11 protein-coding genes are annotated in these 18,119 nt (G+C 50.4%); 9 read left to right on the top strand and 2 right to left on the bottom strand.

Annotation, left to right across the window (positions count from 1 at the left end; genetic code table 11):
* Nucleotides 1-70: 70 nt before the first annotated feature.
* The 3 genes from R3187_RS05215 to R3187_RS05205 all read left to right on the top strand — a co-directional run bounded on the left by R3187_RS05215 (nt 71) and on the right by R3187_RS05205 (nt 5,205).
* Entirely contained in the window at nt 71-4,060 is a 3,990-nt protein-coding gene (locus tag R3187_RS05215; RefSeq protein WP_318965647.1) for an alpha-1,6-glucosidase domain-containing protein, read from the top strand.
* A gap of 96 nt (nt 4,061-4,156) precedes the next feature.
* Complete coding sequence (locus R3187_RS05210; protein ID WP_318965646.1) at nt 4,157-4,561, top strand: hypothetical protein; 405 nt, start codon at nt 4,157-4,159, stop codon at nt 4,559-4,561.
* A gap of 311 nt (nt 4,562-4,872) precedes the next feature.
* Nucleotides 4,873-5,205, top strand: a complete 333-nt coding sequence (locus R3187_RS05205; protein WP_318965645.1) for a hypothetical protein — start codon at nt 4,873-4,875, stop codon at nt 5,203-5,205.
* 20 nt (nt 5,206-5,225) lie between these two features.
* Here R3187_RS05205 and R3187_RS05200 read toward each other — a convergent pair whose 3' ends face one another.
* Nucleotides 5,226-6,989, bottom strand: coding sequence for a GDSL-type esterase/lipase family protein (locus R3187_RS05200; RefSeq protein ID WP_318965644.1), 1,764 nt, complete (start codon nt 6,987-6,989; stop codon nt 5,226-5,228).
* A gap of 4 nt (nt 6,990-6,993) precedes the next feature.
* Nucleotides 6,994-8,769, bottom strand: coding sequence for a hypothetical protein (locus tag R3187_RS05195; protein ID WP_318965643.1), 1,776 nt, complete (start codon nt 8,767-8,769; stop codon nt 6,994-6,996).
* A 184-nt stretch (nt 8,770-8,953) separates the two neighbouring features.
* Between R3187_RS05195 and R3187_RS05190 the strand changes: the two genes are divergently transcribed.
* The 6 genes from R3187_RS05190 to R3187_RS05165 all read left to right on the top strand — a co-directional run.
* Nucleotides 8,954-10,792 (top strand): carbamoyltransferase, encoded by a 1,839-nt coding sequence (locus tag R3187_RS05190; RefSeq protein ID WP_318965642.1) that lies wholly within the window; start codon nt 8,954-8,956, stop codon nt 10,790-10,792.
* A 37-nt stretch (nt 10,793-10,829) separates the two neighbouring features.
* Complete coding sequence (locus tag R3187_RS05185) at nt 10,830-11,243, top strand: SxtJ family membrane protein (RefSeq protein ID WP_318965641.1); 414 nt, start codon at nt 10,830-10,832, stop codon at nt 11,241-11,243.
* Nucleotides 11,243-11,395, top strand: a complete 153-nt coding sequence (locus tag R3187_RS05180) for a DUF5989 family protein (RefSeq protein WP_213998125.1) — start codon at nt 11,243-11,245, stop codon at nt 11,393-11,395. The genes R3187_RS05185 and R3187_RS05180 overlap by 1 nt, the downstream gene beginning before the upstream one ends.
* A gap of 125 nt (nt 11,396-11,520) precedes the next feature.
* On the top strand, nt 11,521-12,759 hold the full coding sequence (locus tag R3187_RS05175; protein ID WP_318965640.1) for a DEAD/DEAH box helicase: 1,239 nt from the start codon (nt 11,521-11,523) through the stop codon (nt 12,757-12,759).
* Nucleotides 12,760-13,007: 248 nt separating this feature from the next.
* Entirely contained in the window at nt 13,008-13,862 is an 855-nt protein-coding gene (locus tag R3187_RS05170; protein WP_318965639.1) for a sulfotransferase, read from the top strand.
* A 97-nt stretch (nt 13,863-13,959) separates the two neighbouring features.
* Nucleotides 13,960-18,119: DUF4347 domain-containing protein (locus R3187_RS05165; protein ID WP_318965638.1), on the top strand; the 4,160-nt coding region annotated here is incomplete at its 3' end.

The following is an 18,119-nucleotide window of genomic DNA, read 5'->3' as shown; positions in this document are numbered from 1 at the left end:
CCAGCATAGCGCCACGCTGCAGGCTGGGCCTGGTGTGGCGGGAAGCAGAATAATCTGGAGTAACTGAATAATGTTTAACCAAACGATGTTTAATATAAAAAGTCTGCTCAGACTCAGTACGCTGGCTGTCACAGTAAGTGTATTGGCCGCCTGTGGCGACTCGACCGAACCCGGCGAAGTATTATTAACCTGTAATGTGCCGCAAATACCTAACGCCAGCGGCAGTGCCTGTATTGATCCACCCCCGATCTCCTGCCCGACCGGTACCTTTCCTGATGCTAATAATGAAAGCTGCGTCAGTGGTCGCGACCCGAATGCGCCGGATCCGGTGGTATTTGCCGGTGAAAATCAGGCAGTATTGTTTTATAACCGGCCGCAGGACGATGCCTATGACGGTTACCGGCTGCATACCTGGAATAATGAAGCCTGTGATGCTTATGCCACATCATCAATTGCTCCGGCCTGGGCTAATGGCTTAGTGCATGACGGCGTTGACCCGAATTACGGTGCGTACTGGGTGCTTGATTTAAAACCCGGTTATGCCGGCACAGCCGAAGCCTGCGGTAATTTTATTATTCACATTGGCACCGACGACGCCGGTAAAGACCCTGGCCCGGATATGAAAATGCCATTGTCGCAGGACGACCCTGACTTTGCCCGGATGAACTGGGTATTCTCCGGTGTTAATGGCGTGTTTGAGTTCCCGATTTTGTCCTTGGGTGTCAGCATTCAGGGCGCCGCTGGTCACTGGTTAGATACCAATACCTTTATCTGGAATGCCACTGCGGCCGACACCGCGCCGGTGGTAAAACTGTTTTATGCGGCAGATGCTGATCTGGCAGTCAATAACAATGACCAGCTGGAAGGCAGCAGCATTGAGCTGACACCGTTTATGCTTAGCGACGAGCAAAAAGCGCTGGTACCACATATGGCTGATGCCGCCGCCTTTAGTGCAGACTTTACCGCTGACGAAGCAAAAGCCATGGCAAAAAACCAGTTGGCACTGGCCGCTTATAACAGTGAAGGTGAACTGGTTGCCGCCAGTTATGTGCAGGTCGCCAAAGTACTGGATGCCTTGTATGCCACAGGTGATAACAGTGCACTGAGTGCTGATTTAGGCGTGCACTATGCCGACGGCAATATCACCGCTGCAGTATGGGGCCCGACTGCCCGCAGCATGACCTTAAAAGTGTATAACAGCGATAAAACCGTAGCCGCCAGCCATCCGATGAGCCTGGATGGGCAAACCGGTGTCTGGTCATATACCGGTGCCAGCAGTGCACTGGACCGTAAATTCTACCGCTATGAAGTGACGGTTTATCATCCGTTAACCCGGGCAGTGGAAACCATTGAAAGCACCGACCCCTATTCAGTCAGTGTGTCGACCAATGGCCGCTACAGCCAGTTTGTTAACCTGGCTGATGCTGACCTGGCCCCTGAAGGCTGGAGTGAGCGCACTGTGCCGGTGGTAGCGAATCCGGAAGATATCGTCATTTACGAAGGGCATGTCCGTGATTTCAGTATTCGTGATAGCAGTACCAGTGCTGCAAATCGCGGTAAGTACCTGGCGTTTACTGAGATGGAGTCTGCCCCGGTAAGCCACCTGAAAAAACTGGCCGACAATGGTTTAACCCATTTCCATGTGTTGCCATTAAATGATCAGGCCAATATTGAAGAGCGGGCTAACCGCCGGATTAACTTAACCGACACGGTCGCTCAGCTGTGCGCGTTAAATGCCGATGCACCGGTTTGTGGTGTCGAAAGTGCCAGCGCCACCCTGCAATCGCTGCTGGAAGGCTACCTGCCCTACAGTGATGATGCCCAGGCACTGGTTGAGTCTATCCGCCGGATTGACGGCTTTAACTGGGGTTATGACCCGCATCACTTTATTGCCGTTGAAGGCAGCTATGCCTCTGATCCGGAAGGTGCAGTACGGATTAAAGAAGTGCGCGCCATGGTTAAAGCGTTAAACGATATTGGCCTGCGGGTAGCGCTGGACGTGGTATATAACCATACCAGCAGCTCAGGCCTGTTCGACAACTCCGTATTCGATAAGCTGGTGCCAGGTTATTATCACCGTTATAACGAAGTCAGCGGCACTATTGAGCGCTCAACCTGCTGTGAAAACACCGCCACCGAGCACAAAATGTTCGATAAGTTTATTAAAGACTCACTGGTTATTTTAGCCCGCGACTTTGGCTTTAACGATTTCCGCTTCGACATTATGGGTCACCATCCGAAAGACAACCTGCTGGCCGCGCGCGAAGCAGTGCGAGCAGTGGATGCCAACGCTTACTTCTACGGCGAAGGCTGGAATTTTGGTGAAGTAGCAAACAACCGCTTATTTACTCAGGCCAAGCAGCAGGATATGGCCGGTACTGAAGTGGGCACCTTTAATGACCGGATCCGGGAAGGTGTGCGCAGCGCCGCTATTTTCAGCGGCGTTAATAACGATGGTAACCTGGCGGAACAGGATATTATCCGGATTAGTTTAGCCGGTACCTTAAAAGATTATATCCTGAAAAATTACCGGGATATTACCGGCCCTGCCTCCAGCGCTAACTGGAATGGTCAGGCAGCAGGTTATGCGGAAGATCCGGCCGACATTATCAACTATGTATCAAAACATGATAATGAAACGCTGTGGGATATCCTGCAAAGCCGCTTGCCGCAGACATTAAGTGTGTCTGAGCGGGTGCGGGCGCAGAATATGGCGATTGCCATACCATTAATGAGCCAGGGCATTCCATTCCTGCAAATGGGCGGAGACTTTCTGCGCTCTAAATCAATGGATCGCGACAGCTATGACTCGGGCGACTGGTTCAATCTGGTTGATTTCACCATGCAAACCAACAACTGGGCAGTGGGTTTACCACTGGCTGAGAAAAATCGTGATAACTGGGACAGTATTGCCACGTTATTCCTGAACCCGCAAACTCAGGTCAGCGGCACTGATATTATGTTTGCCTCTGATGTGTTTGCTGAGTTTCTGGCGATTCGTAGTGGCAGCCCGTTATTCCGCTTAACCACCGGTCAGGATGTCCTGGACCGGGTAGGCTTCCATAACATTGGCAGCAACCAGACCCAGGGCGTTATCGTGATGTCAATTGACGATGGCACCGGCCTGACTGATTTAGACCCGATGCATGACGCCCTGGTAGTGATGATTAACGGCAGCGCGCAGGAGCAGTCGCATACTGTACCTACCGCAGCCGGTTTTGACTTACACCCAATGCAGCAGGCGTCTGTTGACACTAATGTCACCACAGCCAGTTTCAACGCGGGTACCGATGAAGGCACCTTTACTGTGCCGGCCTATAGCATGGCGGTGTTTGTTAAAGCGCAAATGGGCGAGCAAGGCCCCGGCTTAGCCGCTGATGCCACCCTGGGTGCGCCGGATATTCCACCATACGAAGCAACGACGGTATTTGTTCGCGGTGGTATGAATGGCTGGGGTGAGGCTGATGCCTTTAACTATGATGGTGCTGGTATTTACAGTGCAACGCTGAATATCGACGCCGGTAGCTATGAGTTTAAAGTTGCCTCGGGTGACTGGGCCACCGTTAACCTGGGTGCTGGTGCTGCTGGCAATCAGGTGGCAGTGGATACCCCGATTGTGATTGAGCCAAGCAATGACAACCTGCGGATTGATATTGCCAGTACTTCATCTTATGTATTCACCTTAAACGCAGCTAACCCGGCAGCGCCGACGCTGACTGTCAGCGAATATGTACCTTACGGCTCAACCACGGTATTCCTGCGCGGCGGTATGAATGACTGGGGCGAAGCCGATGCCTTTGAATATATGGGCTCAAACCTGTACAGCGTGGATATCAGTATCACTGCCGGTAGCTACGAGTTCAAAGTGGCTTCCAGTGACTGGGCTACAGTAAATATGGGCGCAGGGCCAGACGGCGCCGCGGTAAGTGAGGGCACGCCGCTGCGTATTCAGGGCAGCAATGACAACCTGAATATGACGTTTGCAGAAGATGCGGTTTATAACTTCCTGCTAGATGCCACACTAACTGAAACGCCGGAACTGACGGTGACCAAGCAATAATTTGGTAACTTAATTAAAAAAGCTGCAGCCCGTCTGCAGCTTTTTTGTTTATAGTGAATGTGAACACTACCCAGGAAGAATGTACAAATGAGCTCAATGGACATTGCTGCAGAGAACCGCTTTAAAGTGCTGATTTACACCTTAATTGCGCTTGATTTTATTTTTGCTTTTATATCATTGCAGTGGTCGTACTTCGGCCATGATAGGGTTTTGAACTGGGTTGGAGAGGGGGCACTATTCCCGCTTAACTACTACTTTATATATTCATATGCCGCTTATTTTATTACCTTGGTAATATATTTAGGGTTATACAATTATAAAAAATGGGCACGGCCGGCATTACTTTGGTTGTGGTTGTTCGATTCAGTTATTACGCCATTCTCCGGAATTTATGTGTTTTCAGGTTTTGAAATGATGATATTTAAAATCACATTAATTCTGACTGGTTTGCTGATTGGTTTAGTCTATTTCTCTGAACTGACGAAGAATTTTGGCAGATAGGACGTGTGCTGTTATTAGTACTGTCAGCTACAAGTACTGGAGGTGTTAGTATGCGGAATATTGGCATAGTTATTTTAATTCTCGGGCTAGGAACTCTCGTTAAATTCAATGCTCCTGCAATTATTAACTATATTCCTGATTATTTCAGCGCGATAATATTTTTTGCAGTTTTAATCTATTCCTTTATCAGCTTTATTAAGTTTGTCGTAAAGAAAAAGGCTGAAAGTGATAAGCAATAAATAGTTTAAGGAATAGTGACCTGTAAAGCTGGTCTATACTAATGCAGATTTCACTGTAAGAGGAAGATCTGAATGAAGTTGCTATGGGCAGGTATGGCGCTGAGCGCCGCGGTATTTTCGGTTGCCGCTGACGATATTGTGCAGCAGGGCCAGAATATGCATTGTCAGCTGGGTGATGCAGTGCGGATAATTAAAGTGGTGTACCCACAAGGGGGGTTATTGCCCTGTGAAGTACATTACACCAAAGATGGCGCCACCAGTGTGTTATGGCAGGCCAGCAATGAAGCCGGCTATTGCGAGCAGCGTGCCGCTGACTTTGTTGATAAACAACGCGGTTGGGGCTTTGAATGTGTCGCTATGCCAGCGGTTGGCAATGTGGTATCAGACACTGATCCTATTGAATAGCACCAGCTTATAATGCCAACCTAAATTGCCAGAGCTGCTGCCAGCTGTTGCATTTGTTGCAGCACTTGCGCAGGAGCCTCTGGCGCAAGTCTGGCCCGTTGCAAATAACCTTTCGCCTCGGCACTGCGGCCGGCTTTTAGTAATATTTGAGCTGCCTGTATATTGGCATTGGCGTCGTGTGGCAGCGCATCGGCAATTATTTTTAAGGTTTTTAGCAACATATCACCATCGCCCTGTTGGTGATAATACTGAGCATTGCGGTTTTGCAGGCTTAGCCAGTCCAGTTTGCCTTCAACATAAGCCTGGCCCCATTGCTGCTGCAAGGTTTGCGCTGGTGGCAGCTGCACGGTTTGTGGTTCAGGCCGGAACGGGTAATCAGCTTTAAGCTGCAGTATGCGCAAATACCCGGCATGCTCTTCTGCCGGGGTAATGGGTCGCTCCTGCCAGGCCACGTTTGCCGGTACAAGAGTTGCAGGTACAAGAGTTGCAGGAACAAGAGTCGTAGCCACCGGCTTTTGCCAGCTACCCAGCGTCTGCTTCCGGGCCAGCGCCTTATAAAAACTATCGGCCAGTAAAAAATAACCCTGCACATTCGGATGCACATGCTCCAGCAGCAGGCTGTTACCGGTTATACCCTGTGGCGAATTGGCAATAAAGGCGGCTTCGCTGTCAACCAGAGTGGCGTTGTAACGCCCGGCCAATTGCCTGATTTGCTGGTTAATGGCTTCAGGGGCCCGAAAACGCAGTAAGTCATGCTCTTTTGCCAGCAAAAATTGCTGCTTTGCCTGCTCTGCCTCGCCCCGCTGCTGGTAATGCCGGCCTAACTGATAATGAAGCTCTGCGGAGTTGGCAGCTGTCGCTGCAGTGGTCAGGGCCTGTAACAACTCTGCATAAGTGGCTGTATCCGGGCTGGTCTGCGCCAGTTGCGCCAGTTGTTGCCGGGTTGCCGCCGGTACCGGCTTGCTGTTAAAAGGTGGCTGATCGGCTAAATTACTTACCAGGGTGCTGATATACACCGGTATGCCGGCGCGCTGATACTTCGCCAGCAGCCGGCTCAGATTGCTGTCAAACTGCTTTAGGCCAGCCTCAAACTGAGCTGAACCGAGGGCAATGTCCTTATCTCTTGCGACTTTGGCCATAAAAGTGCGGCTGTTGTGCTCTGTTTCGTCAAGCAGCGGGTTCATTTGCTGATACAGCTGTTCGATAAGTTGAAAGCTATGCAGTTTTCTAAGGCTGATTAGCAGCCGGGTAATGGCCGGACTCTGGCTGGCCAGATAATGTGAGCCCACGCCCAGTAAGCCCAGGTATTCGTTATGGCCGGCATAAATCAGCACCGCATCGGGTTTAACGGCAATAATTTCATCGGCCAGATCCAGCAGGGTGTAGCTATTTACTGCGGCCAGCGCGGTATTGACCACTTCTACCCGTTGTCCGGTAAAAGTGCGGCTTAACCGTTGTTCCAGCATCGCTGCCAGTGACGCGCCAGCGCCATAGGGGTAACCTGCCGCCGTTGAGCCGCCCTGTACCACCAGCCGGATGCCATTGGCGGGCTTTGCTGCCAGCAAAAAAGCCGGCTCCATTTTTACTGTTGGCAGGCTGCTGGTGCTGGCAAAGTAGCGTTTAACAATATCTGCTTCAGTTACCAGATACGCCGGATTGGCCGGGTTTACTTTAAATAATGGCCAGTCGCCCCCGGCGCCACTTGCCCGTACTGCGAGTTCTGCCAGCAGTAACACCAGCAGGGGTAATATCAGGGCAATAGCCCGGAACAACCAAATCCGCATCGCGCTAATCTCCGGTTGTCAGTTGTTGCTGCAGCTGCCGTTGCTGGCGCAGGGCCACCGGGTGGTCCGGCTGGCGCGCCAGAATTTTATCAACCTGCTCCAGTGCCTGCTGCAGTTGCTGCTGATAATAATAACTGCGGGCCAGCATTAAGCGATAGTCAGTATTGTCAGGGGCTAGCGCCACTGCCAGACGTTGATAACGGCTGGCCAGCGCCAGCTGTTGACTATCGAAATACAGCTGGCCGGCGACAAAGGCCAGATGGCTTTCAGTCGGCAATGCATCGGCCAGTAATCCGGCGACTTTGGCGGCATCGCTAATCCGGCCCTGTTGCTGATACAGAGTCACCAGCCGCTGACTGGCCTCAAGCCAGCTTAAACCGTTACTGCGCGCGCGGGCCAGCTCAGTATAGGGGTTATTGCTGAGCGCAAAGCTAACCTGCTGGGGCGATGCCACAAACGGATAATCAGCTGTCAGCTGGCGCACTTTAAACTCTGCCAGGGCCAGGTCAACCTCGGTTAGCGGGATATCGGCCAGTGCCTGGCCGGGCGTTATAGCGTCACTTTCAGCCTGGTTCAGCCCCAGTTGCTGCTGCACCGCCGGCAAAAATGCTTCAGCCAGCCAGAAGTAACCCAGCTGATTCGGGTGCAGGTGCTCCAGCATCAGTTGCTTGCCAATAATGCCATCCAGGCTTTGCCGGCGCAGCAAGGCTTCAGCATCCACCAACGGCAGATTAAAATCGCTACTTAGCCTGGCGAGTGTGGTGTTAATGGCCAGCGGAGCCCGAAAACGCAGTAAATCATGCTCGCGGGCGAGCTGATAATGGGCCAGGGCCTGATTGGCCTCGCCATCTTGCTGGTAAAGCCCTGCCAGTTGAAAGTGCCAGCTGGCGACATCGGCTTGTGTTGCCAGCGCCTGTTGCAGCTGCGCTTTATCCGGGTTAACCAGTGCCGGCTGGGCTGATACAAAGGGTGGCTGATCTGCCTCATTGCTGGCAATTGTACTTAACAACACCGGAATGCCGGCCGCCTGATATTTGCTAAGCAACAGGCCCATATTGGCATCAAACTGAGCAATGCCTGCGTCAAACAGCGCTGTGCCCTGACGAATTTCAGTATGACGGGCAATTTGCGCCATCATGGTACGGTCAGCCTGAAAGCTTGCCGGTTTACTGAAGCTGGCATATAAACCCTGCAACGCCTGAAACAACGCCAGCTTACGCAGCTTTAAATACAACAGTTTAGTGCCGTGGCTGTATTGCCCGGCAAAGGCTGAGCCTACCCCCATAATCCCTAAATATTCGTTATGGCCGGCATATACCAGCACCAGATCAGGCGTAAGCGCAATGACTTCATCACTGATATCCAGCAGGGTATAGGAGTTTATTGCCGCCATAGCCAGGTTAATAACTTCAATATTCTGTTCGGGATACAATCGTTTTAAGCGTTGTTGCAACATGGCCGCCGGCGCGCCCCAGCGACCATAAGGAAAGCCGGCAGCTGAAGAGCCGCCAATAAACACAATACGTTGCTGGCCGGCGGTTTTTTCTGCCAGAAAATACTGGGTATCGGGGCTGACTTGCGGCGCCTGTTGCGGGGTAGCGACGTAGCGGTTAATCAGGGCCGGGTTGGCTTGGACATAGCCTGGCATTGTTGCCACCGGCACCACTAACGGATAACGCTGATACAGGCTGGTCTGGCGTAGCAGCAGTTCTGCCAGCAACAACAGCGCCAGCGGAATCATCAGCGCAATAGTATAAAACAGCACTTTACGGCTGCGCATTATTTTGCCGGCTGTTACAGCGGGTTTATCGGTCATTGGCTGGGTTATTCAAGACAGAATAAAATGACGGTACCCGATGTTAATTCGCTCAGCAAGTTTTGGCGCATTTGAACTACCGGCAATTGTCAATTAAGGTTACTTTAGAGAAGTGTCTGATAAAAGGTAGTGCTGCGACAGCCGGCTTATGCAATATATTCTGGGAATTTCCTGTTTTTACCATGACAGTGCCGCCTGCTTACTGGCCGATGGCGTTATTGTCGCCGCGGCCCAGCAGGAACGGTTCAGCCGGATTAAACACGATCCGGCATTCCCGGCTGATGCTATCCGTTATTGTCTGGCCGAGGCCGGTATTACCCTGAGCGATTTAAGTGCAGTGGTGTTTTATGATAAGCCGCTGTTAAAGTTTGAACGCCTGCTGGAAACCTATCTGGCCCACGTACCCCGGGGCTTTCGCTCTTTTCTGGCCGCTATGCCCGTATGGCTGAAGGAGAAACTGTATTTAAAAACGGTGCTGCGCCGCGAGCTGCGCGCCCTGGCCGGACTGGATAATAAAACGACATTGCCAAAATTGCTGTTTAGTCAGCATCATCAGGCCCATGCCGCTTCGGCGTTCTATCCCAGCCCCTATCAGCAGGCGGCAGTTATTTGTCTGGACGGTGTCGGCGAATGGGCCACCTCTACTATCTGGCACGGTAAAGATAATCACTTAACGCCATTGTTTGAACTGCAATTTCCGCACTCACTGGGTTTGCTGTATTCGGCCTTTACTTATTATTGCGGTTTTAAGGTTAATTCCGGCGAGTATAAACTGATGGGGCTGGCACCTTATGGCGAGCCACGCTTTGTTGAAACCATTTACCGCGAGTTGATTGACGTTAAAGCAGACGGCAGTTTTTCCCTGAATATGGCCTATTTCGATTATCCGGTTGGCTCCCGAATGACCAACCGCAAATTTGAACAGCTATTTGGCGCGCCGCCGCTTAACCCGGACGAAGCCCCTGGCCAGCTGTATCTGGATATAGCCTGTTCAGTGCAGCAGGTTACCGAAGAGATTGTGCTAAAAATAGCCCGCCATGCCCATAGTTTAACCGGCGAATCTAAACTCTGCCTGGCCGGTGGCGTAGCGCTAAATTGTGTTGCCAATGGCCGCTTGCTGCGACAGGGGCCTTTTACTGATATCTGGATCCAGCCTGCAGCAGGCGATGCCGGCGGTGCCTTAGGCGCAGCAATGCTGGCCTGGCATCAGTATTATCAGCAACCACGCCTGGCCGACGAGCAGCATGACCAGATGCAGGGTAGTTACCTGGGGCCGGCTTACAGCGATGATGAGATATGCCGTTTGCTGGACAGTGAGCAAATACCCTATCAGCAGTTAACCGATGATATGCTGTATCACAGCACCGCCGGCTTGCTGGCGGCCGGTCAGGTGGTGGGCTGGTTTCAGGGGCGGATGGAGTTTGGCCCAAGGGCGCTGGGTAATCGCTCTATTCTGGGCGATGCCAGAAGTACCAGCATGCAAAGCATTCTGAATTTAAAAATTAAACAGCGCGAGTCGTTCCGGCCCTTTGCCCCGGCAGTAATGGCAGAGCATGCCAGTGAGTATTTTGACCTCAGCACAGCCAGCCCTTATATGCTGCTGGTAGCAAAAGTGAACCCTGAGTTATGTATCAGCCTGCCGCCGGAAACGCGCGGCTTAGCGCAGCTGGCGCAGCCACGCTCCAGCCTGCCGGCCATTACTCACATTGATTACAGCGCCCGGGTGCAAACAGTCAGTAAAAAGACCAACCCGGGGTTTTACCATTTGCTGCAAACCTTTAACGAGCTGACAGCTACACCGATGCTAATTAACACCTCGTTTAATGTCCGCGGTGAGCCACCGGTTTGTAGTCCGGCTGACGCCCTGCAGGGGTTTCTGGCTACCGATATGGACTATCTGGTGTTGGGTAACTGTTTAATCAGTAAAGCTGAGCAGCAGCCGGCGCAGCTGGCAGCGGCAAGGCTGCGTAGTTTTATTGCCGATTAGCATCGTTGCATGCCGGCATGTATTTAAAGGAAGTAAGATGCAGTTATTAGTCAAAACCGATCGCGCCGGGCTGCGCACCTTTGGCTGGCAAATGGCCGTCGCTGTGCCGCTGTTATTTTCCCTGCTGTTACCCTGGTTATTTGGTTGGTTGGCTGCTGGCCAGATACCGCTGTGGCCGCTACTGCTGTCGGCGGTATTTTTAGCGCTGGCTGGTCTGTGGCCAACCGGCTTATATTATCCGTACCGGGTCTGGATGGCCTTTGCCCGGGTAATGGCCTGGATTAACACGCGGCTGCTGCTCGGCCTGGTATTCTACCTGCTGCTAATGCCGCTGGGCCTGGTGCTGCGTCTTTGTGGCAAATTGCAGTACAACGTTAAACCAAAGGACGACAGCTACTGGCTGGCGCCCGATAAAATACCCACTGCCAAAGATTTAGAGGATCCGTTTTAATGCAGGAATTTTTAACTGATTTATGGGCTTTTTTACGGGTTCGCAAAAAAATCTGGTTGCTGCCAATTATTCTGGTGTTAGCGCTACTCGGCGCCCTGGTAGTGGTTAGCCAGCAATCGGCATTAGCGGGCTTTATTTATACCCTGTTCTGATTAATACCCGAAACGCAGCATCATTGGCTAATCGACAGCAAATACTGTAAGCTGCACGCCCTTCAAAATGAGGGCCACTGCAGCTGCGGCAGATTTTTCTCGCAGCCTTTATTGCGGGATAACGCATGCAATTTACCGATTTAAATTTATCGAATGACATTTTAAAAGCTATTAGTGACAAGGGTTACACCACGCCATCGCCGATCCAGGCTCAGGCCATTCCGGCCGTACTGTCCGGTAAAGATCTTATGGCTGCCGCCCAGACCGGCACCGGCAAAACCGCGGGCTTTACCCTGCCGTTACTGCAAATGCTGAGCGAAGGCAGTAACCAGGGCCGCAAAGTACAGGCTAATCAGGTTCGGGCGCTTATTTTAACCCCAACCCGCGAACTGGCAGCACAAATTGCCGAAAGCGTTAAAGTATATGGTAAGTACCTGCCGCTGCGCTCAGCTGTGGTATTTGGCGGCGTTAGCATAAACCCGCAACTGATGGCACTGCGCAAAGGCGTCGATATTCTGATCGCCACCCCGGGCCGCTTACTGGATTTATACCAGCAAAATGCCATGCGCTTTACCCAGCTGGAAGTACTGGTGCTGGATGAAGCCGATCGGATGCTGGATATGGGCTTTATCCGCGACATTAAAAAAATTCTGGCCCTGCTGCCGGCCAAGCGGCAAAACCTGTTGTTCTCGGCCACCTTCTCCAATGAAATTCGCACCCTGGCCAAAGGCCTGCTGCACAACCCGGTAGAAGTGACGGTAACACCGCCAAACAGCACCGTTGAAAAAATTGAGCAGTGGATCTACCCGGTTGATAAAAACCAGAAAGCGGCGGCATTAATTGCGCTGGCTAAACAGCATAACTGGCGCCAGGTGCTGGTATTTACCCGTACCAAACATGGTGCCAATAAACTGAGTTTACAGCTGGAAAAAGCTGGCATCAGCGCGCTAGCGATTCATGGTAATAAAAGCCAGAACGCCCGCACCAAAGCGCTGGCCGAGTTTAAAGCCGGCACGATCCGGGTGCTGGTTGCGACTGATATTGCTGCCCGTGGTCTGGATATCGATATGCTGCCACAGGTAGTCAACTTCGATTTACCGCATGTGGCCGAAGATTATGTGCACCGGATTGGCCGCACCGGCCGCGCCGGTAAGTCTGGCCAGGCGATATCGCTGGTCTGTGCGGATGAGAGTAAAGAGCTGGCCGGCATAGAGCGCTTAACCAAACAACAAATTCCACGCCAGGTGATTAGCGGCTTTGAACCGGTGCAGCAGTTACCTGACAGCAACCCAAACAGCAAGCCTTACCGGCCGAAAAAACCAAAAACTGAGCATCGTGACGGCCGGCGCTCGCCGCGTAGCTAGTAGCATAAAAACTGGTCACATGGATGTGGCTAGTTGATTTTCCCGCCTCACGCTACATATCAAAAAATAAAGCTATGTTTTTCAGAATGTAAACTCATACTAACGGGAAGTTGCCTTTGAAAAGTGCAATCTAATTGACGATAAGCCTCGTTTAACTGTTTTTTATTGCTGAATACAGACTGAATAAATCTTGCTTTTGTTAACAATTTCGGTTGAAATGTGCGCTTACTTTTCTGGATGAGCCAGTTATGCAGTCGGAATTCCACTTTATTTCTGGTTTACCCCGTTCAGGTTCAACCCTTCTTGCCGGTATTCTTCGCCAAAACCCACGTTTTCATGCTGCAATGAGCAGTCCGGTAGCAGGTTTAGTTAATGGTGCACTCGAGCAGATGGGTGCTGCCAGCGAATCGTACTCCTTTTTTGATGAAGCAAAACGTAAGCGCATTTGTCGCGCCTTATTCGATGCCTATTATGCCGATAAACCGCAACCGGTTATTTTTGACACTAATCGCAATTGGACAGCCAGGTTGCATCAGCTTGTAGAGCTGGTTGACGATTTTAAAGTGATTTGCTGCGTACGTAATCCGGCATGGATTATGGACAGTTTTGAAGTTATTTACCGTAAAAACCCGTTTGATTACAGCCGGATGTTTAACGCCGCTAACCGACAAACGGTTTATAGCCGTTGTGAGTCATTAATTAATACCGGTGGTGCGGTAGGTGCTGCCTGGACCGCATTAAAAGAAGCCTATTATGGTGAATATTCCGACCGGTTGCTATTGGTGGATTATGATCTGCTATGCCAACACCCGGCGCGTACGCTGGAACTTATATATCAATTTCTTGGCGAAACACCGTTTAAACATAACTTTGAACAGGTAGATTACGAAGAAAGCGAATTTGATCAAAAGTTAGGCATTAAAGGGCTGCATACGGTGAGAAAAAAAGTTGATTTCAAACAACGCCGCAGCATTTTGCCGCCCGATTTATTTGTGAAATATCAGGATATGGATTTCTGGCAGGATCAGTCTGGCACAGCCGCCAACATTATTGCCGGCAAAAAAACCACTAAGATCGCAAACACTAAGACAGAAGAAAAATAACCGTAAAGCATTCTTGCATGACGCTATCGGACTGAATCGAGATCCCTAGAACCTCGAAACACCTGGCGAATGCGACACACTAGTTAAGGCAGTAAATATGAAAAAATCACTTTTAAGCGGAATGTTCTTAGCAGTGTTGCCACTTAGCGCTTTTGGTCAAAGCAGCCTCTCTACTACAGGCAGTTATGGATATGTTGGTAACAGAAATAGCAAAAGTACGGCTATTACTTCCAGTCTAGGTAAAGCTGACCGAACATCATCTATCATGCCGCAGCAAGTTACGGATGATATTGAATTAAATCAGGGCACCTTGATTTCCGAATTGGTGATTATTGATCAAGCCGTACCTGATCAGGTCGCGTTTTCCCACCTTATTCGGCCTGGCATTCAAGTACATTATATTGAAAGCCATGCAGATGGTATTGAGCAATTACGGGCTATTTTAGCCGGTTATAAAAACTTACGCGCAATACACTTAGTGTCTCATGCTGAAGACGGCGAAATCATCTTGGGCAATAGCCGACTGAACGCTGATCGCCTAAAACAAGATATAGCCATTTATACAAATTTAAATGGTGCTATGGAGGTTGATGCAGATTTATTATTGTACGGTTGCAACCTTGCATCTGGAGAAAAAGGTGAAGAATTTCTTTCTCTTATTCAAAACAATAGCCATATAGACATTGCTGCATCAAACGATATTACGGGAAATGTAAATAATAACGCAGATTGGGAATTGGAGATCGTTAAAGGACACATTGAAACTGACATCCCATTTAATAGTAGAGCCTTACTTGACTTTTCTTCGACCCTTGGCTCTTACACACCTCAAAACTTTTGTACGTATGCAGGACCAGTTTCATCACTAAACTCCAGTGATGGCAACTACACTATTTCCACATCACCATCTAATTTTTTCTGTGGACAATTTGGGCAAGTTGGTTATTCAAATCCAATGCCAGCTACGCATAATATAACTGTAACCGGCAATTCGAGTGATTTTAAACTTAGCCAATTAAGAATTGGCGGAGGTAGCTGTCCGATAAACGAACTACGGGTTTACAATAATAATGTACTTGTCGGTTCATCGTTGACAAATTCACCAGTTGGATATCAAACAGACATAAATGTCTCAGGCATTTCTGGAATATCGATCGACAAATTTGTAGTTACATTGAAAAACTGTCTTGGGTCATCCGGCATTAGTTCATTTACTACCGCAGTACCAAACACAGCACCCACCGATATAACGTTAAGCAGTAGCACAGTAAATCAAAGCGCTGGCAGTAATGCAATTGTTGGTAATTTGTCGTCGACGGATGCTGAAGGTGGACCTTTTACTTACAGTTTAGTGTCTGGCACAGGTTCAACAAATAATTCAAGCTTTAATATTAGTGGCTCAAACCTTAGGGCAAACAACGCATCCTCAATGGCAGCAGGCACCTATAGTGTGCGGATACGCACTGCTGACAGCGGCAGTGCTTCATATGCTGAAGCATTTAGTATAACTGTCGCAGATAACATCGCACCTACTGTTGCTTCCGTTACCGTGCCAGCCAACGCGACCTATACAGCAGGCCAAAATTTAGACTTTACCGTAAATACCTCTGAAAACGTCACGGTAAATACTGGCGGCGGTACACCGCAAATAGCCATTACCATCGGTTCGATAACCCGCCAGGCAGTTTATGTTAGCGGTAGCGGCTCGTCGGCAATATTGTTTCGCTACACCGTGCAAGCCGGAGATAACGACACTAATGGTATTGCTATTGGCACCTTAGCAGCAAATGGTGGCACTTTGCGTGACGCAGCTGGCAACAATGTGAACACCACGCTGAATTCTGTTGGTTCATCCTCTTCTGTATTGGTAGATGCCTTGGCGCCTGGCACACCTTCAGTCCCTGATCTCAGTGCTGTCTCAGATACTGGCGTTTCTAATACGGATAACATCACCTCTGACGCGACGCCAACCTTTACCGGCACGGCAGAAGCAAGCTCAACGGTAACAGTTATTTCTTCAGTGTCAGGTACGCTAGGCACCACCACAGCCGATGGCTCTGGCAATTGGTCATTTACCGCAGCTGGAATGAGCGCCGGTGCTCACTTTATTACTGCAACCGCGACAGATGCATCGGCTAATACCAGTGTCGCCTCGTCAGGTTTAAGTATCACTATTGATACCAGTTCTGCCGCTGTAACGAGTATTGCACCAACTGGTTCACCTGCGGCATCAGATACCAGTGTCAGCTTTGCCGTAAACTTCAATGAAACGGTCGTCAATATTTCCACCGATGATTTTGCCTTGGCAACGTCTGGCACAACAGGAACTATTGCCAGCGTATCAGCAAGTTCTGGCACCAGCGTGCTTGTTACGGTAAGCGGTATTACGGGTAATGGTTCCATCAAGCTTAATCTCAATGGCGCCAGCAATATTTCTGATATTGCAGGTAATGTTGGGCCTGCTGCTTATAGCAGCGGTTCTTCCCATACGGTTGCAGTCCCTACGCCACCAGATGCACCTACCATTGGTACAGCTACCGCGGGTGATGCCCAGGCCAGCGTAACGTTCACAGCGCCGGCTGACAATGGTGGTTCAGCCGTTACCGGCTATACGGCGACAGCCTTTCCCGGTGGGGCTACTGCGTCTGGTGCGGCATCACCTTTAACCGTCACAGGCTTAACTAATGGCACGGCCTATACCTTTACGGTAACTGCGACCAATTCTGTCGGTACAGGTGTAGCTTCTGCTACGTCAGCTGCGGTTACCCCAAATGGAGTCCCCACTATAGGTGGAATACCTGTTGAAAATGTTAATCAAGGCAGTGCTTACAGCTTCACGCCAACCGCGGCAGACTCACCGGGTGACACCTTAACCTTTAGCATTATTAATAAACCGACGTGGGCAGCATTTGATAGCAGCAGCGGTACACTTAGCGGTACCCCTGCTAACAGCGACGTCGGTGTAACATCATCGATCGTTATCAGCGTATCCGACGGTAGTTTAGGGGCGAGTCTGGCGGCATTTAATTTAACAGTAGTCAATGTTAACGATGCACCGACTATTACGGCAACGCCCCCGCTTACCGTCAACCAAGGCGTGTTTTATGATTACACCCCTGTTGCGTCAGATATTGATCCAGGTACTACGCTGGGATTTGATGCAGTAAATTTACCAGGCTGGTTAACCGTCGATACGTCAAGCGGTCGTATATTTGGTACGCCGCAACAAAGTGATGTCGGCGTTTACCCTTTTGAAATTTTTATTCGCGTCAGTGATGGTATCGAACAAGTTTGGTCTTCACCTTTTATTATCAGTGTTGTGAATGTTAACGACGCCCCGACCATCAGTGGCTCGCCTGTGCTGACCGTGGCGCAAGATAGCGCTTATACTTTCACGCCTACCGCGGCGGATGTAGATGCTGATACTACGTTGACGTTCAGCATCGCCAACAAGCCAAGCTGGGCCAGCTTTAATACCGCAACCGGTGCGTTAACCGGCACGCCGGGCAACAGTGAAGTTGGTGTGACTTCAGGTATTGTGATTAGCGTATCCGATGGCAGTTTAAGCGCGGCGCTGCCGGCGTTTAACTTAAGTGTGACCAACACCAACGATGCACCAACGATCAGTGGTTCACCTGCCGTGACTGTGGCGCAAGATGCGGCTTACAACTTTGAACCTGCCGCAGCCGATGTGGATGCCGGCACGACGCTGACGTTCAGCATCGTTAACAAACCTGTGTGGGCCAGCTTTAATACCGCAACCGGTGTGTTAACCGGTACGCCGGGTAACAGCGATGTTGGTGTAACGAATGGTATTGTGATTAATGTGTCAGATGGCAATTTAAGCGCAGCGCTGCCGGCGTTTAACTTAAGTGTGACTAACACCAACGATGCGCCGACCATCAGTGGCTCGCCTGTGCTGACCGTGGCGCAAGATAGCGCTTATACTTTCACGCCGACCGCAGCCGATGTGGATGCGGACACGACACTGACCTTCAGCATTGTCAATAAACCGAGTTGGGCCAGCTTTAATACCGCAACCGGTGCGTTAACCGGCACGCCGGGCAATGAGCATGTGGGTGTCACCTCTGCAATCGTGATCAGCGTGTCAGATGGCAGTTTAAATGCAGCACTGCCGGCATTTAACTTGAGTGTGACCAACACTAACGATGCGCCGACCATCAGTGGTTCGCCTGTGCTGACCGTGGCGCAAGATAGCGCTTATACTTTCACGCCTACCGCGGCGGATGTAGATGC

The organism is Arsukibacterium sp., from assembly GCF_033721375.1.
GTDB lineage: Bacteria > Pseudomonadota > Gammaproteobacteria > Enterobacterales > Alteromonadaceae > Alishewanella.
The sequence above is the reverse complement of the archived record's forward strand: the minus strand, read 5'-3'. Positions and strand labels throughout refer to the sequence as shown.